Source organism: Streptomyces sp. NPDC059740 (assembly GCF_042733155.1).
In the GTDB taxonomy this organism is placed as follows: domain Bacteria; phylum Actinomycetota; class Actinomycetes; order Streptomycetales; family Streptomycetaceae; genus Streptomyces.
This window is the reverse complement of record NZ_JBHWGP010000009.1, coordinates 1-20,851: the sequence shown is the minus strand read 5'-3', so window position 1 is coordinate 20,851 and position 20,851 is coordinate 1. Positions and strand designations below refer to the sequence as shown.

Here is a 20,851-nt window from a genome sequence, read left to right as displayed (position 1 = left end):
CGGCCGCGCCGCCCGCTCCGTCACGGCCGGACCCGTACCACCTGCGGGTCGTGGTCGCTGGCCTGGTCGGCGAACTCCGCGTTGACGTGGACGATGTCGTAGTCGGGGTGGTGCAGGCCGGGGCCGGTCAGGATGTGGTCCAGGACCTGGGAGTTGCCGTTGTAGACGTAGCCGTAGCGTTCGTCCCGGGGCAGCTTGCGTACCAGGTCGGTGAGGGCGCCGCCGGCGGTGAGGGCGCCCAGCGCCGGGGAGAACTGGTAGTCGTTGAGGTCGCCGGCGACCACCATGTCGGCCTTCGGCGAGACGTCCAGAAGCCGGCGCACGAAGCCGTTCACCAGGCGGGCCTGCGCCACCCGCTGGGTCTCCGAGGAGCGCGCCGGCGGCTGGAAGCGGCTGTCCAGCCCCTGGTCGCCGCCCTTGGAGTTGAAGTGGCAGGCGACGACGAACACCGGCTTGCCCCGGAAGGAGAACTGGCCCACCAGCGGCTTGCGGCTGTCCTTCCAGGCGGCGTCGGTGGGGGCGATCCGGCCGGGGGAGGCGGTGAGGGCAGGTGCCTTCGCGGTGCCGGTGACGCTCACGCCCGTGGTGGCGGTGCCGCCCGGGACGTCGGTGAAGGAGACCCGCTCGGGGTTGTAGAGGAAGACGTTGCGGATGTTGCCGCCCGGCTCGCCGCCGTCGCTGTCGTCGACGGGGTCGATCGAACGCCACCGGTAGGCCGGGCCGCCCGCCGCCGCGATCGCGTCGGTGAGCTTCGTCAGCGTCGCGCCCGCGCCCACCACGCCGTCGTCGGTGGCCCCGTCGTCGTCCTGCACCTCCTCCAGGGAGACGATGTCGGGCGAGGCGAGGTTGGTGACCAGGGCCGAGGCGAGCCGGTCGAACTTCGCCTGCGGGTTCTTCGGCGAGAGGTTCTCGACGTTGTAGGTGGCCACCGAGAGCTGGTCGGCCGCAGCGGGCCGGGTCACCTCGGGGGCCGTGGTGCCGTGCGCGAGCCCGCCCACGGCGGTCGCGGCGAGGGTGTAGCCGCCGAAGCTGTCGTAGTCCAGCGGCCCGGAGGTGGTGCCGGTCAGCTCGTCGCCGACGTTCGCGGTGGGGAACGGGTCGGTGGCCAGGGGCAGCAGGGAGGTCACCTTCAGGCGCGCGGCGTTGGGGTCGCGGTAGGAGTCGTAGAGCACGCCGCCGCGGGCGGTGCGGTGCCGCGCGGGATCGGCCGTCACCCACAGCTCGTGGTACGTGTTGCTGGGGCCGACGACGGGAGCGTCGCTGACCGCGACCCGCATGCCCTCCAGCGACTCGTACCGGTCCAGGGCGTACCGGGCGGGACGCAGTGGCAGCGGCTCCAGCGAACCGCCACCGGTGTCGGGCGCCCAGCGGGCCGGGAGGGTGGCGGCGTTCACCGGGGCCGCGGCCGGCAGCGGGTTGCCGGACGAGGTGACCGTCCAGGTCGCGCCGCTCAGCTCGGTCAGCGACTGGCCGCCGGCCGAGGCGCCGCCCGGGTAGTACTCGCTGACCCGTCCGGAGACCAGCACCGCGTCCCCCACCGAAAGCTTCGGCGTGGTGGAGCCGGTGAAGACGAACAGGCCCTCGCTGGTGGCCGGGTCGTCGTCCGGGGCCGGGTCCTGTATCCAGAAGCCGCGCGAGGAGCCGAAGGAGCGCACCGCCGTGACCACCCCGGGCACCTCGGACACGGTGGTGCCGGCCAGCGGGGAGAGGCGGGTGGTGCCCTGGACGTCGTGGATGCGGACGCCGGCGGCGGTGGCGGGCGGGCAGACGGTGAGACCGGCGGCGAGGGCGACGGCCGTGGCGAGCGCCACCCGGGTCGCGCCCCGCGGAGCGCGCCGGGAAGCGGAGGACCGAGGCGGTGCGGCGGGAGCGGGGCGAAGCGGCACGGGCGGGCCTTTCGGGACGGGGGAGGGCCGGCCCCCGGGGACGTGCCGGACGCCGGGCGGCAGATCCGCACACCCTCGTACGATGTGTACGCGTCATGCCGCTACGCGCGTCAATCTCTTGCCTGCGAACGGCAGTTGTCAAGCATGCCCAGGGGTGTCGGGGTGGCCGTCGGGTGAACGGTCGGGGCCGGGCCCCCGCTCCGTCTACGCTGGGGCGCGCACGTCCGTCGTACCCCCCCAAGGAGCTGACCCCCCGATGCCCGAAGACCGCTCGTTGCCCCCGGTCCGGCTTCCCGCGGAGGCCGAACTGGCGCGGGAAGCGCTCAACGCCCCACAGTTCGCCCGGGCAGCGCGGCTGGCACGCTGGGTCGGCGACGGAATCCGCGTCGGGTACGGCGGCGACCTCCTGGCCAGTCAGCTGGCCGAGGCCTCGGACCACCTCGGGCTGACGGGCGAGGACGGTCTGGCGGACACCGCCGACGCCTGGCAGATCGCGCTGGACACCGGTCTCGTCGACGTGGCGGAGGACGCCGGGGCCGAGGACGAGGCCCTTCCGGCGCAGGACGAGGAGGTCGCCGTGGCCACCGCCACCGCCGGCGAGGCGCTGGCGCATCTCACCGGCGGCAGCCCGAGGGACGTCCTGGACCTGTGGCTCACCGCGGCGGAGACCACGCTGATCGAGGCCGCCGCCCCCGACCTGTCGCAGTTCGCCGACCAGATCGTGGCCGGCGACGAGATCGACCTGGACGCCGTCGACTGGGACCCGGACGCCGAGGCCGACCAGCTCGACGCGGTGCTCGGCAGCCTGTACCTGCTCACCGCCCTCAGCGAGGACCCCGGTGCCGAGGTGCCGCTGCCGGCGCTCGCGGCCTCCGTCGTCGTCCCCGACGACATGAACGAGCCCACCGACGCCGTCCTGGAGGAGGTGTCGGAGGTCATGATGCGCCTCGACGACCAGTTCCGCCTCCTCGAACCGGTCGGCCTGCTCGCCTACCGTCCGGTCGACGAGGAGCTGCTGGAGGAGCTGTCCGAGGACGGCGAGGAGAGCGCGGCGCAGGCCGCCGAGGGGCCCGGGGAGGAGGACGTCGCCCGCTACGGCATGGTGCGCCTCACCCCGCTCGGCCTGTTCGGCGTCCGGACGCGGCTGGCCGAGGCGGGCATGCGGGTGCCGCTCGTCGGCGACCTCGCCGAGGCCGACGCCGCCGACCTCCTGGCCGGTGTTGCCGGGCACCCCGAGGCGGCGGCCCGCACCGAGGCCGAGATGTGGCTGGCCCGGCGGCCCGCTCCGGAGGCCGCCCGCGAGCTGCTCGCCGCCGCGCGGGGCGAGGACGGCGACGGTCCGCTGCGCCGGCTCACCTGCCAGCAGATGCTCGCCCTGGTCGGCATGGAGGCGGAGCCCGCGCTGCGCGAGGTGCTCGACGACCCGCACCTGGGCGGCCTGGCGCGGGTCTGGCTCAGCGAGCGGGGCGTGGCCGACGTCCCGCCCCCGGGGGAGGAGATGGTCTTCTGGCTGACCATCGACACCCTGGCGGCACAGACCCGGGTCGTGGACGCCGAGTCGCCGGACCTGCGGGCGCTGGTCGAGGGGCTGGTGGACCAGCACAGCGGCTTCTTCGACAAGGCGTGGCGGGTCGGCCACCCCGCCACCGCGGACGTCCTGGAGGCCATGGGCCGCCTCCACCCCGACCGCGGCGTGGCCAAGGCCGCCCGCAAGGCGGCGTTCAAGGCCCGTTCCGCACAGGGGGCCTGAGGCCCCGGGCGGCCTCCCCGGCCCGCGGCCTCCCGGCAGGGCGGCCGGCCCCGGCAGCGGCGGCCATGCGCACCACTGAGCCCGGCCGCCGGGACCCGGGCGCCGCGCTCCCGGTGAGCGGTCGCCGGTCGCCGGTGGCCGGCGGCCGGCGGCCGGCGGTGGAATCGCGGCCGGTCCGCCGGTGTTGTGCCCGGGGTGAGCGCCGCCGTACCGACACCCCCGCAGCCCGCCCCGCCCCGGCAGCCCTCCTCGGGCCCGCCGGGAGCGCAGGTGCGGGCGGGCGGGGGCCGGGTCCCGGTGTCCGTGCTGGACCGCTCCCGCGTCCGCGCCGGACGCCCCGAGGGGGAGGCCCTGCGCGAGACGGTGGCCCTGGCCCGCCACGTCGAGGGGCTGGGGTACCACCGGTTCTGGGTCGCCGAGCACCACGGTGTGCCCGGAGTGGCCGGCTCCGCCCCGACGGTCCTGGCGGCCGCCGTCGCCTCGGCCACGACGACCCTGCGGGTGGGGACCGGCGGCGTGATGCTCCCCAACCACCGGCCGCTGGTGGTGGCGGAGCAGTTCGGGGTGCTGGAGGCGCTCTTCCCCGGCCGGATCGACGTAGGGCTGGGCCGCTCGGTCGCCTTCACCGACGGGATCCGCCGCGCGCTGGGTGCCGGCCGGGACGCCGCCGAGAACTTCCCCCACGACCTCGCCGAGCTGGTCGCCTACTTCACCGGCGGTCCGCGCGACCACCCGCAGGTCCACGCCAGGCCCGCCGAGGGGCTCCGGCCGCCGGTCTTCGTCCTCGCCACCGGTGCGGGTGCGGAGATTGCCGGCCGGGCCGGGCTGGCCCTGGTCATCGGCGAGGTGCGGGGCCGGGAGGCGCTGCGGGAGGCCGTCGGGCTCTACCGGGCGGCCTTCACGCCCTCACCGCTGTGGCACCGCCCCCACCTCGTCCTCTCCGCCACCGTCATGGCCGCCCCGACCCGCCAGGAGGCCCGGCGGCTCGCCGCTCCCGAGGCATGGGCCATGGCGCAGGCGCGCACCCGGGGCAGCTTCCCGCCGCTGGACCCGGTGGAGAGCGTCCTGCGGCAGCTCGGGCAGGACGCGGGCGCCCGGGAGACGGAGCTCTACGAGCGGCAGCTGGCCGGGCAGGTCGCGGGCTCCGCCGAGGAGGTCGCCGACCGGCTCGACGCCGACCTGGCCGACCTCGGCGCCGACGAGCTGCTGCTGACCACCAGCACCCACGACCCGGCGGCGGTCCGCACCTCCTACGAGCTGCTCGCGGGGGCCTGGGCGGGGCGGGCGTAGGGCCCCGGCCCGCCGGCGCTCACAGGGCCCGGGCGCCCGGTTCCGTCATGCCGCGTACGGTGCGGGCGTCCACGAACGTGCCCAGCGCCGTCATCTCCCACTCGCCGGAGTACTGGCGGATGAACTTGGCCATCAGGACGCCGGTGCGGGGCTCGGAGCCGGTCAGGTCGAAGCGGACCAGTTCCTCGCCGGAGTGGGCGTCCAGCAGCCGGCAGTAGGCCTTGGCGACCTCCGTGAACTTCTGGCCGGTGAAGGAGTTGACGGTGAACACCAGCCCGGTGGCCTGGGGCGGAAGACCGCCCAGGTGGACGGTGATGGCCTCGTCGTCGCCCGCGCCCTCACCGGTGAGGTTGTCGCCGGAGTGCTGGATGGCACCGTCGAGGATGGCGAGCTTCCCGAAGTAGCAGTTGTCGATCTTGCCGCGGTCCGGGCCGTAGACGATCACCGAGGCGTCCAGGTCCACGTCCTTGCCGCGGAAGGCCGGCTCCCAGCCGAGCCCCATGCGCACCGATCCCAGCAGCGGCTGCCCGCCCTTGACCAGCGAGACGGTCTGGTTCTTCCGGAGGCTGACCCGGCCCTTGTCGAGGTTGACCTTGGCGGGGCCGGCCGGCGGCGCGGGCGGGGGCGGCGCAGCAGCCGCCGGCGGTCCGGCCGGGGCGGGCCACTGGCCGGCCGGGGGAGCCTGCGGGGGAGCGGCGGGTGGTGCCGGGGGCGCCTGCGGCGGCGCGGCGGGCGGTGCTGCGGGCGGGGCCTGCGGGGCCGCCGCGGGGGGCTGCGGCCCGGCGGCCGGCTCCTCGACGCTCACGCCGAAGTCGGTGGCGATGCCCGCCAGGCCGTCGGCGTAGCCCTGCCCGACCGCCCGGACCTTCCAGGCGCCGCCCCGGCGGTAGACCTCCACGCAGACCAGCGCCGTCTCCGGGCCGAGCCGCGCCGGGGTGAACGTGGCGAGGACCGCACCGGAGGCGGCGTCGGTGACCGTGGCGGTCGGTTCGGTGCCGGCGAAGGTGGCCCCGGGCGCGTCCGGGCTCGCGGTGACCACGACCTTCTCCACGTCGGCGGGCACCTGCGCGGTGTCCACCGTGACCGTGTCGCCGGTGGGCGCGGCGGTGTGGTTGACGCCCGGGCCGCTCGGCTGGTTGTAGAAGACGAAGTCCGCGTCCGAGCGCACCCTGCCGTCGGCGGCGATCAGCAGGGCCGAGACGTCCACCCGCACGGGGGCCGTGACGGTCACCGCCACGCGCGGTACCGACAGCGGAAGGTTGGAACCGGGAGTCATCGAGGTCATGTCGGCCCAACGAGTGGCCGGCCCTGTGCGGTTCCCTCCGCCCGGGTGGCCGCGGGCGCCCGGTTCCGGTCAGCGGCGCTCGCGGGAGTTGCCGAACAGCAGCCGGTAGAGGACCAGCAGGATCAGGGCGCCCACGATGGCGGCGATCCAGGTCTTGGGGTCGAAGAAGTCGTGGGGGACCGGCTTGTCCAGCACCTTGGTGGACAGCCAGCCACCGAGGAAGGAGCCGATCACGCCGATGATGGTGGTGCCGAACACACCGCCCGGGTCGCGGCCGGGAAGGAGGATCTTGGCGATGATCCCGGCGACGAGTCCGAGTATCACCCAGCCGATGATGGTCATGGTCTTTCCGTCCTACTTCCTCGTGCTGCCGCTCTTCCGCGGCGTTCGTTCCCAGGCAGCGCCGGCGGCGCGTCCCTGCGGCTTCTGCCCCAAGGACGCACTGCGGACACCTGTGGTTGCGCACCGGTTCCCGGGCGCGGACCGGCCGCGGCCGGCCGCTGCGGGGGGTGTGCTGCGCGCAGTCGGCGGGCGGGGCCGGGGTCAGTACGGCCAGATGGGCGGGTCGTAGGTGAACCGGCCGCCCAGGTAGCGGTGTTCGGGGTTGTCCAGGTCCAGCTCACCGAACTCGGCCACCAGCTCCGCGGCGTACTGCTCGGAGTCGTCCTGCGGGTCGTACCCCAGGGCGCGGGCCGAGCCCAGGTCCCACCACAGCCGGGTGTTGGCGGAGGAGCCGTAGACCACGGTGTGGCCGACCTTCGGCGCGGTCAGGCAGGCGTGCAGCAGACGGGCGCAGTCCGCCTCGCTGAGCCAGACCGACAGCTCCCGCACGTTGCGCGGCTGGGGGAAGCAGGAGCCGATGCGGACGCAGACCGACTCGATGCCGTGCCGGTCCCAGTAGAGGGAGGCCAGGTCCTCGCCGAAGGTCTTGGAGAGCCCGTAGAAGGTGTCGGGTCGGTGCTTGGTCTCCACGGGGACGGCCCCCGAGCCGTCCGCCGGGCGCGGGGTGTAGCCGACGGCGTGGTTGGAGGAGGCGAAGACCACCCGCCCCACTCCGGCCTCCCGTGCCGCCTCGTAGAGGTGGTAGGTGCCCTCGATGTTGGAGCGCAGAATCTTCTCGAAGGGGGCTTCCAGGGAGATGCCCGCGAGATGGATGATCGCGTCGACGCCGCGGACGGCCTCGCGCAGCGCCGCCGTGTCGGAGAGGTCGGCGACGATGGCATCCGGCTCGTCCTCGATGGGGCGCTGGTCCAGGAGGCGCAGCCGGTAGCCGTAAGGGGGCAGCAGTTCGCGCATCCGCGTGCCGACGCCGCCGGCGGCGCCGGTGAGCAGGACGGTACGGGGCTCAGGCATGGCGGGTTCCTCCTGCGGGGCACGGGCGGGCCCGTCGGCGCTCGCCCGGGTGCCGGAGCCGCACGGGCCCGGCGGACGTCCTGTGGCACCCCGGCTGCGGGTGGCGGCTGCGGGGCGCCCGCCGCCGACCGCCTGGACCCGTTCAGTCGTGGTGCGGAACAGAATTCAGATGCCTGGACACGGTAGGCATCGGCGAACAGCGGGGTCAAGACGGACTGCGGCGGCGCCTGCGGTGTGTCGCCTCGTCAAGGCTGGTCAGTAGAGGGCGTCTTGACCGGTGACAACCGGTGTCCTAGCGTACCGAACGTTCAGGGATATGGACGCTGCTCACGGACATGCACCACACAGGGGAGAGCTCGTGACCACGCAACCCACGCTCGCCGAGCGGCTCGACGGACTGCTGTTCTTCCCCGTGACCGCCTTCGGACCGGACGGCTCGCTCGCGCTCGACGCCTACCGGGCCCATGTCCGCGCGGGCGTGGAGGCGGGGGCCGGAGCGGTGTTCGCCGCCTGCGGCACCGGCGAGTTCCACGCGCTCACCCCAGAGGAGTACGCCGCCTGCGTCGCCGCCGCGGTCGAGGAGACCGCGGGCCGGGTCCCGGTGCTCGCCGGCGCCGGCTACGGCACCGAACTGGCGCTGCGCTACACCGCACTCGCCCGCGAGGCGGGGGCCGACGGCATCCTGGCCATGCCGCCCTACCTGGTCCTCGCCGACCAGCAGGGCCTGCTGGCCCACTACCGCCGGCTCGCGGCGGACGGCGGCCTGCCCGTCGTCGTCTACCAGCGCGACAACGTCGTCCTGGAACCCGCCACCGTCGCCGCCCTCGCCCGCACCGAGGGCGTCATCGGCCTCAAGGACGGCCTCGGCGACCTCGACCTCCTCCAGCGCACCGTCAGCGCCGTGCGCACCGACGCACCCGGGCGGCGCTTCCTGTTCTTCAACGGCCTGCCCACCGCGGAGCTGACCGGCCTGGCCTACCGGGGCCTGGGGGTGCTGCTGTACTCCTCGGCGGTCTTCGCCTTCGCCCCGGAGATCGCCACCGCCTTCCACCGGGCGCTGACCGGCGGCGACGACGCCACCGTCGTCCGGCTGCTGGACGGCTTCTACCGCCCGCTGGTGGAACTGCGCAACCGCGGCCGGGGGTACGCCGTCTCGCTGGTCAAGGCCGGGGTGCGGATGCGCGGCCTGGACGTGGGCGGGGTGCGCAGCCCGCTGAGCGACCCGGCCGAGGACCACCTGGCCGCGCTCTCCGTCCTGCTGGAGCACGGCCTCGGGCTGGTGACGGCGTGACGCGGCCCCCGCACACCTCGGTCTTCTGCTACCCCTGGGACGTGGTGGGCGACCCCGGGGCCGCGGCCCGCGTCGCCGGCCTCGGCGTCCCCCAGGTCACCCTCGCCGCCGCCTACCACTCCACCCGTGCCCTCACCCCCCGCCACCCGCGGCACCGGGTGGTCACCGCGCGGTACGCCGCCGTCCTCTACCCGCCGGACGCCGGACGCTGGGCGGGGCGGCGCCTGCGTCCCCACGTCCAGGAGTGGACGCCCGGCGCGGACCCCTACGGCGAGGCCGCCGGCGCGCTGCGGGACGCCGGGCTGGCGGTCCACTCCTGGGTGGTGCTCGCCCACAACACCCGTCTCGGCGAGGAGCACCCCGACACCTCGGTGGCCAACGCCTACGGCGACCGCTACCCGTGGGCGCCGTGCATCGCCCAGCCGGAGGTCGCCACCCATCTGGTCGACCTGGCGGCCGAGGCAGCCGTCCGCCCCGGGACGGAGGGCACCGAGCTGGAGTCCTGCGGCTGGTACGGGCTGGCGCACCTGCACGCCCACGACAAGATCGGCGGGGTGGGCCTGGACGGCGCCGCCCAGTACCTGATGTCGCTCTGCTTCTGCCCCACCTGCCGGGCCGGGTACGCCGGCCTCGGCGTGGCGGGCGAGGAGGTGGCCGCCGCGGTGCGCGCCGCCCTGGAACCGGTGTGGGCCGGCCGGCGGGCGCCGGCCGGGGCCGGGCGGGCCGCCGAACGGGAGGAGATCGAGCGCCTGCTCGGCCCGGAGCTGTACGCCCTGGTGACCACCTGGCGGGACCGCGCCGCGCGCACGCTCCAGCACCGGGCGGTGGCCGCGGTGCGCCAGGCCGCAGCCCGCGCCGGACGCCCGGACTTCCGGGTACTGCTCCATGCCGACCCCGCCGCCCACCGCTGCGGCGCCAACGTGGGAGTGGACCCGGCGGACGTGCTCGGCCACGCCGACGGGGTGGTCGTGCCCTGCACCGGGGACGACGCCGCGCGCCGGGACGCCCTCACGCCCTTCGCCGCGGCGGCGGGCCCGGACACCACGCTCGCCGCCAACCTGACCTTCGTCGGCGGCATGGGCGGTGACCCGGGCGCCCTCGCCGCGCACGTCGAGCACGCGGTGGACCTCGGCGCCAACCACCTGCGGCTGTACCACGCGGGGCTGGCGGGCCAGGAGGACCTGGCGGCGGTGGCGGGGCTGTTCGGCTGAGCGGCCCGGTGCGCTGACGGCACCGGGCCGCGTCCGCCGCCCCGGGCGCACCCGGGGCGGGCCCCTCTCAGCGCACCAGCGCCGGACGCCTGGCGTCGAACCGCCAGCCGGGCACCAGGTGGCGCATGGCCGCCGCGTCGTCCCGGCCGCCCAACCCCGCGGACAGGTACAGCTCGTGTGCCAGGGCCACCTGCTCCTCGTCCAGCTCCACCCCGAGGCCGGGCCGGTCGGGGACGGCCAGGGTCCCCTCGCTGATGCGGTAGGGCTCCCGGGTCAGACGCTGGCCGTCCTGCCAGATCCAGTGCGTGTCGATCGCGGTGATCTCACCGGGGGCCGCCGCCGCGACGTGGGTGAACATGGCCAGCGAGACGTCGAAGTGGTTGTTGGAGTGCGATCCCCAGGTCAGGCCCCAGGCGTCGCAGAGCTGGGCGACGCGGACCGAGCCGTGCAGCGTCCAGAAGTGGGGATCGGCCAGCGGGATGTCGACGGCGTCGCCGCGGACCGCGTGCCCGAGCTGGCGCCAGTCGGTGGCGATCATGTTGGTGGCGGTCCGCAGGCCGGTGGCGCGCCGGAACTCCGCCATCGTCTCCCGCCCCGAGTAGCCGCCCTCCGCACCGCACGGGTCCTCGGCGTAGGCCAGCACGTCCCGCAGCTCCCGGCCGAGCGCCACCGCCTCCGCCAGCGGCCAGGCGCCGTTGGGGTCCAGGGTGATGCGCGCCCCGGGGAAGCGCTCGGCCAGCGCACGGACCGCCGCCGCCTCCTGCGCCCCCGGCAGCACGCCGCCCTTGAGCTTGAAGTCCCGGAACCCGTAACGGCGTTCGGCAGCCTCGGCGAGCGCCACGACGGCCTCCGGGGTGAGCGCCTCCGCGTTGCGCAGCCGGAACCAGTCGTCCGCCGCCCCGTCCTCGTCCCGGTAGTCCAGGTCGGTGCGGTGGCGGTCGCCCAGGTAGAACAGGTAGCCCAGGACGGGTACCCGGGTTCGCTGCTGCCCGTCGCCGAGCAGGGCGGCCACCGGCAGGCCCAGGTGGTGGCCCAGCAGGTCGAGCAGGGCCGACTCCACCGCCGCCTGGGCGTGCACGGTGACGCGCAGGTCGAAGGTCTGGGCGCCGCGGCCACCTGCGTCCCGGTCGCCGAACCGCTCCCGTATCTCCCGCAGCACCGCGTGGTGGTCGCCCACCCGGCGCCCGACCACCAGGTCCCGGGCGTCCCGCAGCGTCGCGGCGATGGGCTCGCCACCGGGCACCTCGCCGACCCCGGTGTGCCCCTCGGAGTCGGTCAGCACCACCAGGTTCCGGGTGAAGTACGGGCCGTGGGCGCCGCTGAGGTTGAGCAGCATGCTGTCGCGGCCGGCCACCGGCACGACCCGCATGCCGGTGACCACGGGTGCGCGGGAGCCCGGGGCCGTACCGGGCGCGGAAGCTGTCGGGGACATGGGCGTCCTCCTTGGGGTGAGACGGTGAGGGGCGGGCGGGTCAGGCGGACGGGGAGACGCCCGCCACCAGTGCGGCGAGCTCCTTGTACTCGTCCTCGCGCAGGTCGGTCAGCGGCGGACGCACCGGACCCGCACCGCGGCCCACGGCGGTCATGCCGGCCTTGACGATGCTCACGGCGTACCCGGCCTCACGGTTGCGGATCGCGGTGTACGGCAGCACGAAGTCGCGCAGCAGCCGCAGCACCGTCGCGTGGTCCCGGCCGCGGACCGCGGCGTAGAAGTCCAGGGCGAACTCCGGCAGGAAGTTGAAGATCGCCGAGGAGTAGGTGGTCACGCCCAGTTCGAGGTAGGGCAGGGCGAAGGTCTCCGCGGTCGGCAGCCCCCCGACGTAGGTCAGCCGCTCACCCAGGCGCGTGTAGATCCGGGTCATGGCGTCGATGTCGCCGACACCGTCCTTGTACCCGACGAGGTTGGGGCAGGCCGCCGCCAGCCGCTCCAGGGTCTCCGCGCTGTACACGGCGTTGGCGCGGCCGTAGACGATGACGCCGAGCCGGGTGGCGCGGCACACCTCGCGCACGTGCCGGAACAGCCCCTCCTGGCCGGCCTCGGTCAGGTACGGGGGGAAGAGCAGGATGCCGTCCGCACCGGCCCGCTCGGCGGCCTTCGCCAGTTCCACGGCGGTGGCCGTGCCGTAGCCGGCGGGCGCCAGCACGGGGGTGTCGTCGGGCACGCTCTGCGCGGCGGCCCGCACCACCGTCTCCACCTCGCCGTGGGTGAGGGAGAAGAACTCGCCCGTGCCGCCCGCGGCGAACAGGCCGCCCACCGGGTAGCCGCCCAGCCGGGCCAGGTTCTCCCGGTAGGCGGGCTCGTCGAAGGCGAGGTCCTCGGGGCGGAAGTGCGTCACGGGGAAGGACAGCAGCCCCGAGCCGATGCGCCGGCCCAGGTCGGCGGGGGTGTAGGGGGAGGCGGTCACGGTGGTGCTCCTTCGGTGCGGGGTCGGGTCGGTCAGGTGAGCGGTGAGGCCGGCGCGGGGGCCGGGGAGGCGGCGCCGGACACGCCGGGGGAGCGGTCGCGGCGCACCAGCAGGACGAGGACGGCGCCCACCACGGAGGCCGCGGCCAGCGCGTACAGGCCCCAGGTGACCTGGCCGGTCGCCTCCTTGACGAGTCCGAAGCCGTAGGGGGCGACGAAGCCGCCGAGGTTGCCGAGCGAGTTGACCAGCGCGATGGCCGGGGCGAGCACCGCCGGGTGCATCGTGGACTGCGGAATGGTCCAGAACAGCGGGCTCGCGCTCTTGAAGCCCATCGCGGCGACGCAGAGGAAGACCAGCGCCACGGCGGGCGAGGCGACCGCGGCGAGGTAGGTGCCCACCGCGGCGACCAGCAGCGCGACCACCAGCAGCGGCTTGCTGCGCCCGGTGCGGTCCGAGACCCGCCCCGAGAGGTACATCGCGACCACCGCGCAGATCCACGGCAGCGAGGAGAGCAGGCCGACGGTGACGTCGTCGGTGCCGTGGATGCGCGCCACGATCGCGGGCAGCCAGAACTGGTTGGCGTAGATGGACAGCTGGATGGCGAAGTAGATGCCGCAGAAGACCAGGACCTGCGGCGAGAGCAGCAGCCGCCACCGCGAGGGAGCGGGGCCGGGCTGCGCGGGCCGGCCGGCGTCCTCCTGCGCCACGGCGCTGGTCAGGGCCGACTTCTCCGCGTCCGTCAGCCAGCGGGCGTCGGCCACCCGGGCGTCCAGCAGCCGGTAGGCGACGCAGCCGACGACCACCGAGAGCAGCCCCTCCAGGCCGAACAGCCACTGCCAGCCCGCGAGTCCGGCCGCACCGTCCAGCGAGAGCAGCGGGCCCGAGAGCGGTCCGGAGAGCGCCGCCGCCACCGAGGACCCGGCCACGAAGAGGGCCGTGGCCCGGCCGCGCCGGGCGCCCGGCAGCCAGCGCGAGAAGTAGTAGATCACCGCGGGGAAGAAGCCCGCCTCGGCCACGCCCAGCAGGAACCGCAGCACGTAGAACAGGCCGGGCCCGTCCACGAACACCATCGCCGCCGAGACCACGCCCCAGCTGACCATGATGCGGGTGAGCCAGATCTTCGGGCCGAACCGCTCCATCAGCATGTTGCTGGGCAGCTCGAAGAGGGCGTAGGCGACGAAGAACAGCCCGGCGCCCAGCCCGAAGGCGGCGTCCCCCAGGCCCACGTCGGCCTTGAGGTGCTCCTGGGCGTACCCGATGTTGGACCGGTCCAGCTGGTTGCAGACGAGCATGACGACGAACAGCGGGACGACGCGCCGGAAGACCTTGGCGACGGCGCTCTCCAGTGGCGAGTCGGCGTCCGTACGGTGAGCGGAGGGCATCGGCGACCTCTCTCCTCGTGCACCCGGGGGTGCGGCTCGGCCCGGCGGCTCCCGCCGGCCCGGCACGTGCCGGCGCGCCCCTCCCCGGACCCGTCCCGTGGTCCCGGCCCGCACCCGCACGTTGCCGTGAGGAACGTAGAGCGCCACACTCATGCAGGTCCAACACTCTTTTCGCATGATGTGATGCTGAACGGGAATCGATGTTCTCCCTGGAACACCTCACCAGCTTCGTCGCCGTCGCCGAGGAACTGCACTTCGGTCGGGCCGCCGCCCGGCTGACGATGACCCAGCCGCCGCTCAGCCGCCGTATCCAGGCGCTGGAGCACGAAGTGGGCGTCGAACTCCTCGAACGCTCCCGGCGCACGGTGCGCCTCACACCGGCCGGCCGGGTCTTCCTCGCCGACGCCCGGCGCATCCTCGAACTCTCCGAGCAGGCCGCGCTCTCCGCCCGGCGGGTCCCCGGCGGCGAGGTCGGCACGGTCACCCTCGGATTCACCGCCGCCACCGCCTACTCCTACCTGGAGACGGTGCTCGCCGCGGTCCGCGACCGGCTGCCGCACGTGGACCTGGTGCTGCGCGAGATGGTCAGCTCCGCCCAGCGCGCCGCACTCCTCGCCGGCGACCTCGACCTCGGCCTGGTGCGCCCCCCGATGGGCGGCCCCGGCCTGGCCACCGCCCCGCTCGCCCGCGAACCGCTGGTCGCCGCCCTCCCGGCGGACCACCGGCTGGCCCGGCGCGGCACCGACCCCGACGTGCGCGACTTCGACGGCGAACCGTTCGTCATGTACTCGCCCGCCGAGGCCCGGTACTTCTACGAGGTGCTGTCCCGCGCCTTCCGCGACGCCCGCGTCACCCCCCGCTACGTCCAGCACCTGGCCCAGGTCCACACCATCCTCACCCTGGTCCGCTCCGGACACGGGGTCTCGCTGGTCCCGGCCGCCGCCACCCGCCTCGGCCTGACCGGCGTGGTCCTGCGGCCGGTGACCGGGGTGGGGGAGGAGCCGGTGGAACTGGAGATGGCCTGGCGGGCCACCAACGACAACCCCGCGCTGGCCGCGCTCGTCGACCTGTTGCGGAGCGCCGCGGCTGCCGGGTGAGGGGCGGGCGGCGCCTGGGCAGTGTCTTCGAAGTCCCGCCTGTCCGGCGGCGCCTGGCACGCACGCTCGCCGCGTTGTCGGTCGTCGGCGCAGCCCGCTGCGCTCTCCGCCCTCCGCCTTGCGATGCACGGCACCAAAGGCCGCTCCCGATCCAGCCTGACCCGGAAGAAAGGCCCTAGAGGTGCCGGGTGGCGAGCGTCAGGCGGTCCCGGGCGTCCAGCAGCGCGTCCCGGATCGTCTGCTCGTGGGCCGGGGCGAGCCGGGCCACCGGCACCGAGCAGCTGATGGCGTCGCGCGCCGGGGTCCGGTACGGGACGGCCGTGCCGAAGCAGCGCAGCCCGAGGGTGTTCTCCTCGCGGTCCACGGCGTACCCCTGCTCGCGCACCGTGTGCAGCTCCTCGATGAGCGCCTCGCGGTCGGTCAGGGTGTGCTCGGTCAGGGCCGGCAGGGTCGCCGGCAGCATGGCGCGGACCTGGTCGTCGGTGTGCGTGGCCAGCAGCGCCTTGCCCAGCGAGGTGGAGTGGGCCGGGAGCCGCCGCCCGACCCGGGTGAACGGCCGCAGGTAGTGCTGCGACTGCCGGGTGGCCAGGTAGACGACGTTGGTGCCGTCGAGGCGGGCGAGGTGGATGGTCTCGGTGGTGTCGTCCGAGAGGCGGTCCAGCGTCGGGCGGGCAGCGGCCACCACCTCGTCGCCGTCGATGTAGGAGGTGCCCACCAGCAGCGCCCGCACGCCGATGCCGTAGCGGGTCCCCGTCGCGTCCGTCTCCACCCAGCCGAGGTCCACCAGAGTGCGCAGCAGCATGTACAGGCTGGACTTGGGGTACCCCACGGCCTCCTGCACCGAGGCGAGGCTGTGCATCCCCGGCCGGCCGGCGAAGTACTCCAGCAGCTCGACCGTCCGCACGGCTGACTTGACCTGCGCCCCACCGCTCTCAGCAGTCGACATCGCCCTTGACCCCTCAGTTCGCGCCCTCATAGAGTCGCCAGAGATTCATCATCTGGGACAGCGTTCAGCATATCGAACGAGCCTGGAGGGTGACAGGACGTCTGCTGAGAAGGGAAGCGCGGTGCCAGCTACACCAGTCTGGAGTGTCGACCCCCGAACCGGGAAGCAGCGGGAAGAGGTCGCGGCCGAGGCCACCCCCGTCGAGGTGGACGAGGCGGTCCGGGCAGCCCGCGCGGCGCTCCCCGCCCTCGCCGACCGCACCGTCCGCGCCGCCTTCCTGCGGCGCGCCGCCGACGCCCTGGACGGCGCGGGGGACCGGGTGGTGGAGGCCGCCGACGCCGAGACCGCACTCGGTCCGGGCCGCCTCACCGGCGAACTCGCCCGTACCACCGCCCAGTTGCGGGCCATGGCGGACATCGTCGAGGAGGGCGCCTTCCTCGACGTGCTCATCGACCACGCCGACCCGTCGGCCACCCCGCCCCAGCCGGACCTGCGCCGCTACAAGCTGCCCGTCGGCGTGGTCGCCGTCTACTCCGCGAGCAACTTCCCGCTCGCCTTCTCCGTACCCGGCGGGGACACCGCCAGCGCCCTGGCCGCCGGCTGCCCCGTCGTCGTCAAGGCCCACCCCGACCACCCCGCCACCTCCGAGCTGTGCGCCGCCCTGCTGCGCCGCGCCGCCGAGGAGTCGGGGCTCCCCAAGGGGGTGGTGGGCCTGGTCCACGGCTTCGAGGCCGGACTGGAGCTGATCCGCCACCCGCTGGTCGCCGCCGCCGGGTTCACCGGTTCCGTCCGCGGCGGCCGTGCCCTCTTCGACGAGGCCGCCGCCCGCCCGGTGCCCATCCCCTTCTTCGGCGAGCTGGGCAGCCTCAACCCCGTCGTGGTCAGCCAGGCCGCTGCGGCCGAGCGTGCCGAGGAGATCGGCACCGGCCTCGCGGGCTCGATGACCCTGGGGGTCGGCCAGTTCTGCGTCAAGCCGGGCCTGGTCCTCGCCCCCGCCGGCGACGCGGGGGACGCCCTGGTCAAGTCGCTGACGGAGGCGGTCAGCAACTCCGAGGCGGGCGTCCTGCTCGACCACCGCATGCGCGACAACTTCGTCGCCGGTGTCCAGGAACGCCTCCGGCTCCCCGACGTGGACTCGCCGGTGACCCCGGGCAGCGGCGGCGAACACACCGTCAGCGCCGGGTTCCTCACCGTGCCCGCCGCCCGTCTGACCACCGAGGGCCTCCACGACCTGCTGCTGGAGGAGTGCTTCGGGCCGGTGACGGTGGTCGTCCGCTACGAGGACGAAGCCGAGGTCGCCGCGGTGCTGGACCGCCTCCCCGGCAACCTCACCGCCACCGTGCAGCTCGCCGCCGCCGAGTGCGAGGGGGAGGGCGCGGGCGGCAGGCTGCTGGCCCTGGTCACCCCGCTCGCCGGACGCGTACTGGTCAACGGCTGGCCCACCGGCGTCTCCATCGCCTACGCGCAGAACCACGGCGGCCCCTACCCGGCGACCACCTCCACCACCACCAGCGTCGGCGGCACGGCGATCGAGCGGTGGCTGCGACCGGTCGCCTACCAGGCCACCCCGGACCCGCTGCTGCCGCCGGAGCTGCAGGAGGCCAACCCGCTCGGGCTGCCTCGCCGCGTCGACGGCCGGCGCCTGCCGTAGGCTGCCGCCGGTGACGACCGCGCCCGGTACCCGCCCCGTCCTCGTCCGCCCGGCCACCGCGGCGGACCAGGCGCGGATCGTCGACCTCCACGCCCGGGCGCGCGCCCGCTACCAGCGTGAACGCCACCCCGGCGCGGTGCCGGAGAGCGCCGAGGAGTGCGAGCGGTGGGCGCGCGAGTGGGCGCGGACGGTGGGCGAGGACGCGGCCACCGTGCTGTGCGCCGAGCGTGCGGAAGCACTGGTGGGGGTCGCCGCCTACCGGACGCGCCGGTGCGCGCACCCGGCGTGCGTCACCCTCACCCAGCTCCACGTGGACCCCGGCCACTGGTCCACCGGGGTCGGCGGCGCCCTGCTGGACGTCTGCCAGGAGGCCTGGGCCGCGGACGGCCGCACCACCGCCGAGCTGGAGGTTCTCTGGCACAACCGGCGGGCCCGGGCCTTCTACCGCCGGCGCGGCTGGCTGCCGGACGAGAGCCGCCGGCCGGCCCCCGACGCCACCCACCTGCCGCTGCTGCTCCGGCTGGAACCCGCGGCCCGGCCTCCGTCCGGCCGGCGCGGCTGACGGAAAAGGGTCCGCCCGCGCGGGATTGGCTGTGGACGGGGCGCCGCCGGGCGGGCTGACATGGAGTCATGACGCCATCACAGAACACGGCAGCCCCCGTCCACCCGCTGGCCGCCGAGGAGTTCACGCCGAGCGGCACCTACCTCGCCACCGCGAAGGGCGGACTGCTGCCGGCCCGCGCCGCGGCGGCCCTGCGCGACGCCGCCACCGAGTACGGCACCCACGGCACCATGGGCCGCGACTACACCGCGCCCGCCGAGGCCTCCCGCGCCGCCTTCGCCCGCCTGCTGGGCCTGCCGGCCGAGCGGGTGGCGGTCACCTCCTCGGTCGCCGTGACCGCCGCCCTGGTCGCCGGCGCGCTCGAGCCGGGCGCGGAGGTGCTGGTCGCCCAGGACGACTTCAGCTCCCTGGTCACCCCCTTCGCCGTCCGCCCCGACATCATCGTGCGGTCGGCTCCCCTGGAGTCGCTGGCCGATGCCGTGGGCCCCGGCACCGCGCTGGTGGCCGTGGGGGCGGTGCAGGCCCTCGACGGGCGCATCGCCGACCTGCCGGCGATCACCGCCGCCGCCCGGGCGCACTCCGCCCTGACCTTCCTGGACGTCACCCAGGCCGCGGGATGGCTGCCGCTGGCGGACTGCGGCGCCGACGTGGTGGTGTGCGGGGCGTACAAGTGGCTGATGTGTCCGCGCGGCACCAACTTCCTCGCCTTCTCGGCCGACTTCGGCGAGCGCCTGCCCTGGCCGGTGCCCCGCCACGCCGGCTGGGTGGCCGCCGCCGACCCGGGGGCCTCCAACTACGGTCCCGTCACCACCTTCGCCGCCGCCGCCCGCCGCTACGACGAGCCGCACAGCCATATCACCCTCACCGGGGCCGCGCGCTCCCTCGCCCTGGTGGAGGAGATCGGGATCCCGGCGATCCACGCGCACGACACCGCCCTCGCCGAGCGCTACCGCAGCGGCCTGGCCGAACTCGGCCTGTCCCCGGTGGCGGCGCCGGGCTCCGCCATCGTCTCGGTGCCGGGTCTGGCCGACGCCGAACCGCGCCTGGCGGGCGCCGGGGTGGCCGTCTCCGCCCGGGCGGGCCACCTGCGGGCCTCCTTCCACCTGTACAACACCGCGGCCGACGTGGACCGGCTGCTGGAACTGCTGGCCTGACGGGCGGTCGGGTGCGCGCCCCGCGGACCGGCCTGCCGTGCCCCGCCGGCCCGCAACGCGGACGTGGCCGCCCCCCGGAGGCGGGGAACGGCCACGTTCTTGCACCGCGGTCGGGGCGCCGGGGACGCCCGCGGCGGGCACTCACCTCACCGGCGTGAAGTCCCGTGCGCCGATGAAGTCCGGGCGCGGCACCGGCGCGGCGAACGGCTCCACCGCAGCGTTCTCCACGCTGTTGAAGACGATGAAGACGTTGGAGCGCGCGTAGGGCGTGATGTTGTCCCCGCTGCCGTGCATGCAGTTGCAGTCGAACCAGGTCGCGGACCCGGCCCGGCCGGTGAAGAGGCGGATGCCGTGCGCGTCCGCCATCCTGGTCAGCGCCTCGTCCGACGGGGTGCCCGCGTCCTGCATCTGCAGCGACTTCTTGTAGTTGTCCTTCGGCGTCTCGCCCGCGCAGCCGAGGAAGGTCCGGTGCGACCCGGGCATGATCATCAGGCCGCCGTTGGTGTCGAAGTTCTCGGTGAGGGCGATCGACACCGAGACCGTCCGCATGTTCGGCAGGCCGTCCTCGGCGTGCCAGGTCTCGAAGTCCGAGTGCCAGTAGAAGCCCGAAGCGCCGAAGCCGGGCTTGACGTTGATCCGCGACTGGTGGACGTAGACGTCCGAGCCGAGGATCTGCCGGGCGCGGCCCACCACCCGGGGGTCGCGCACCAGATCGGCGAAGACCTCGCTGATCTTGTGGACCTCGAAGACCGAACGGATCTCCTGGGACTTCGGCTCGACGATCGACCGCTCGTCCGCCCGGACGGCCGGGTCGGTGACCAGCCGGTCCAGCTCGGTGCGGTACTTCGCGACCTCGGCGTCCGTGATGAGGTCCGGGATCGCGAAGAACCCGTCCCGCTCGAAGTCGCTCAGTTCGGAACGCTGGAACGGTCCGGCCGTTCCGGGCGCGGACCACACCACCGGGTCCTGCCGCGGGGTGACCACCTCGGTGGTGCCGCGGGTCGGGTACAGATCGGCGGTGCGCTCGGGTGCGAGGGTCATGGTGGTGCCTTCCTCTCCTCTCGTACGGTGCCTTTCTCCGCTGCGGGTTCCCGGGGCGGGGTCAGCCGGCGGCAGCGGTCTCGGTCGCGGGCTCGGTCAGCAGCGGGTAGGTGCCGTTCTCGTCGTGGTCCTCGCGGCCGGTGCACGGCGGGTTGAAGACGCAGACGCAGCGGAAGTCGGTCTTGGGCCGCAGGGTGTGCTTCTCGTGGCCGTTGAGCAGGTACATGGTGCCCGGCTCGATCCAGTGCTTCTCGCCCGTCTCGCGGTTCTCGAGTTCGGCCTCACCCTCGACGCACAGGACCGCCTCGATGTGGTTGGCGTACCACATGTCGGTCTCGGTGCCCGCGTAGAGGATGGTCTCGTGCAGCGAGAAGCCGACGCCCTCCTTGGCGAGGACGATGCGCTTGCTCTCCCAGGTACCGGACTTCGACTTGACGTGCTGGTCGGTGCCTTCGATGTCCTTGAACGAGCGGACGATCACGTGGGGTGCCTTTCTCTTCCGGTTCTTCTCACCCTGGGGGTGGGGGTGCCGGACGCCTCGCAGCGT

The 20,851-nt window shown here is 74.7% G+C and carries 18 protein-coding genes; 8 read left to right on the top strand and 10 right to left on the bottom strand.

All coding sequences use genetic code 11. The features are described 5' to 3' along the window. Positions 1-20: 20 nt before the first annotated feature. Positions 21-1,811, bottom strand: a complete 1,791-nt coding sequence (locus ACFV3R_RS13610; protein WP_385580602.1) for an endonuclease/exonuclease/phosphatase family protein — start codon at positions 1,809-1,811, stop codon at positions 21-23. Positions 1,812-2,142: 331 nt separating this feature from the next. On the opposite strand from ACFV3R_RS13610, the gene ACFV3R_RS13605 reads away from it, so the two are divergent. Beyond that, positions 2,143-3,636 (top strand): hypothetical protein, encoded by a 1,494-nt coding sequence (locus tag ACFV3R_RS13605; protein ID WP_385580599.1) that lies wholly within the window; start codon positions 2,143-2,145, stop codon positions 3,634-3,636. A 270-nt stretch (positions 3,637-3,906) separates the two neighbouring features. Next, complete coding sequence (locus ACFV3R_RS13600; protein ID WP_385581109.1) at positions 3,907-4,926, top strand: MsnO8 family LLM class oxidoreductase; 1,020 nt, start codon at positions 3,907-3,909, stop codon at positions 4,924-4,926. Positions 4,927-4,945: 19 nt separating this feature from the next. Here the strand turns inward: ACFV3R_RS13600 and ACFV3R_RS13595 are convergent, their stop codons facing one another. From ACFV3R_RS13595 to ACFV3R_RS13585, 3 genes are all read right to left on the bottom strand, one after another. Continuing rightward, positions 4,946-6,202, bottom strand: a complete 1,257-nt coding sequence (locus ACFV3R_RS13595) for a TerD family protein (RefSeq protein ID WP_385581106.1) — start codon at positions 6,200-6,202, stop codon at positions 4,946-4,948. Between the two features lie 78 nt (positions 6,203-6,280). Then, positions 6,281-6,553 (bottom strand): GlsB/YeaQ/YmgE family stress response membrane protein, encoded by a 273-nt coding sequence (locus ACFV3R_RS13590; protein ID WP_385580596.1) that lies wholly within the window; start codon positions 6,551-6,553, stop codon positions 6,281-6,283. A 201-nt stretch (positions 6,554-6,754) separates the two neighbouring features. Then, complete coding sequence (locus ACFV3R_RS13585; protein WP_385580591.1) at positions 6,755-7,564, bottom strand: NAD-dependent epimerase/dehydratase family protein; 810 nt, start codon at positions 7,562-7,564, stop codon at positions 6,755-6,757. Positions 7,565-7,880: 316 nt separating this feature from the next. Here ACFV3R_RS13585 and ACFV3R_RS13580 point away from each other — a divergent pair, with 316 nt between their 5' ends. Continuing rightward, positions 7,881-8,855: a 5-dehydro-4-deoxyglucarate dehydratase gene (locus ACFV3R_RS13580; RefSeq protein WP_385580588.1), complete on the top strand. Its 975-nt coding sequence runs from the start codon at positions 7,881-7,883 to the stop codon at positions 8,853-8,855. Then, complete coding sequence (locus ACFV3R_RS13575) at positions 8,852-10,066, top strand: hypothetical protein (protein WP_385580585.1); 1,215 nt, start codon at positions 8,852-8,854, stop codon at positions 10,064-10,066. The genes ACFV3R_RS13580 and ACFV3R_RS13575 overlap by 4 nt, the downstream gene beginning before the upstream one ends. Positions 10,067-10,133: 67 nt before the next feature. Here the strand turns inward: ACFV3R_RS13575 and ACFV3R_RS13570 are convergent, their stop codons facing one another. Genes ACFV3R_RS13570 through ACFV3R_RS13560 form a run of 3 tightly spaced genes read right to left on the bottom strand, consistent with a single transcriptional unit; the run spans position 10,134 to position 13,853 of the window. Next, positions 10,134-11,498 (bottom strand): enolase C-terminal domain-like protein, encoded by a 1,365-nt coding sequence (locus ACFV3R_RS13570; RefSeq protein ID WP_385580583.1) that lies wholly within the window; start codon positions 11,496-11,498, stop codon positions 10,134-10,136. 40 nt (positions 11,499-11,538) lie between these two features. Further along, complete coding sequence (kdgD, locus tag ACFV3R_RS13565) at positions 11,539-12,471, bottom strand: 5-dehydro-4-deoxyglucarate dehydratase (protein WP_385580580.1); 933 nt, start codon at positions 12,469-12,471, stop codon at positions 11,539-11,541. A gap of 32 nt (positions 12,472-12,503) precedes the next feature. Then, positions 12,504-13,853 (bottom strand): MFS transporter, encoded by a 1,350-nt coding sequence (locus ACFV3R_RS13560; protein WP_385580577.1) that lies wholly within the window; start codon positions 13,851-13,853, stop codon positions 12,504-12,506. A gap of 200 nt (positions 13,854-14,053) precedes the next feature. Here ACFV3R_RS13560 and ACFV3R_RS13555 point away from each other — a divergent pair, with 200 nt between their 5' ends. Beyond that, complete coding sequence (locus tag ACFV3R_RS13555; protein ID WP_385580574.1) at positions 14,054-14,950, top strand: LysR family transcriptional regulator; 897 nt, start codon at positions 14,054-14,056, stop codon at positions 14,948-14,950. Positions 14,951-15,125: 175 nt separating this feature from the next. Here the strand turns inward: ACFV3R_RS13555 and ACFV3R_RS13550 are convergent, their stop codons facing one another. Then, positions 15,126-15,896 carry an IclR family transcriptional regulator gene (locus ACFV3R_RS13550; RefSeq protein WP_385580571.1) on the bottom strand — a complete coding sequence of 257 codons (771 nt, stop codon included), beginning with the start codon at positions 15,894-15,896 and terminating at the stop codon, positions 15,126-15,128. 121 nt (positions 15,897-16,017) lie between these two features. On the opposite strand from ACFV3R_RS13550, the gene ACFV3R_RS13545 reads away from it, so the two are divergent. From ACFV3R_RS13545 to ACFV3R_RS13535, 3 genes are all read left to right on the top strand, one after another. Beyond that, complete coding sequence (locus ACFV3R_RS13545; RefSeq protein ID WP_385580568.1) at positions 16,018-17,547, top strand: aldehyde dehydrogenase (NADP(+)); 1,530 nt, start codon at positions 16,018-16,020, stop codon at positions 17,545-17,547. Between the two features lie 10 nt (positions 17,548-17,557). After that, on the top strand, positions 17,558-18,109 hold the full coding sequence (locus ACFV3R_RS13540; RefSeq protein ID WP_385580565.1) for a GNAT family N-acetyltransferase: 552 nt from the start codon (positions 17,558-17,560) through the stop codon (positions 18,107-18,109). Between the two features lie 68 nt (positions 18,110-18,177). After that, a complete protein-coding gene (locus ACFV3R_RS13535; RefSeq protein WP_385580561.1) occupies positions 18,178-19,263 on the top strand; it encodes an aminotransferase class V-fold PLP-dependent enzyme in 1,086 nt (361 codons plus the stop codon). A gap of 141 nt (positions 19,264-19,404) precedes the next feature. Here ACFV3R_RS13535 and thpD read toward each other — a convergent pair whose 3' ends face one another. After that, positions 19,405-20,304 carry an ectoine hydroxylase gene (gene thpD / locus ACFV3R_RS13530; RefSeq protein ID WP_385580558.1) on the bottom strand — a complete coding sequence of 300 codons (900 nt, stop codon included), beginning with the start codon at positions 20,302-20,304 and terminating at the stop codon, positions 19,405-19,407. 61 nt (positions 20,305-20,365) lie between these two features. Continuing rightward, positions 20,366-20,785: an ectoine synthase gene (locus ACFV3R_RS13525; RefSeq protein ID WP_385581103.1), complete on the bottom strand. Its 420-nt coding sequence runs from the start codon at positions 20,783-20,785 to the stop codon at positions 20,366-20,368. Positions 20,786-20,851 lie beyond the last annotated feature (66 nt).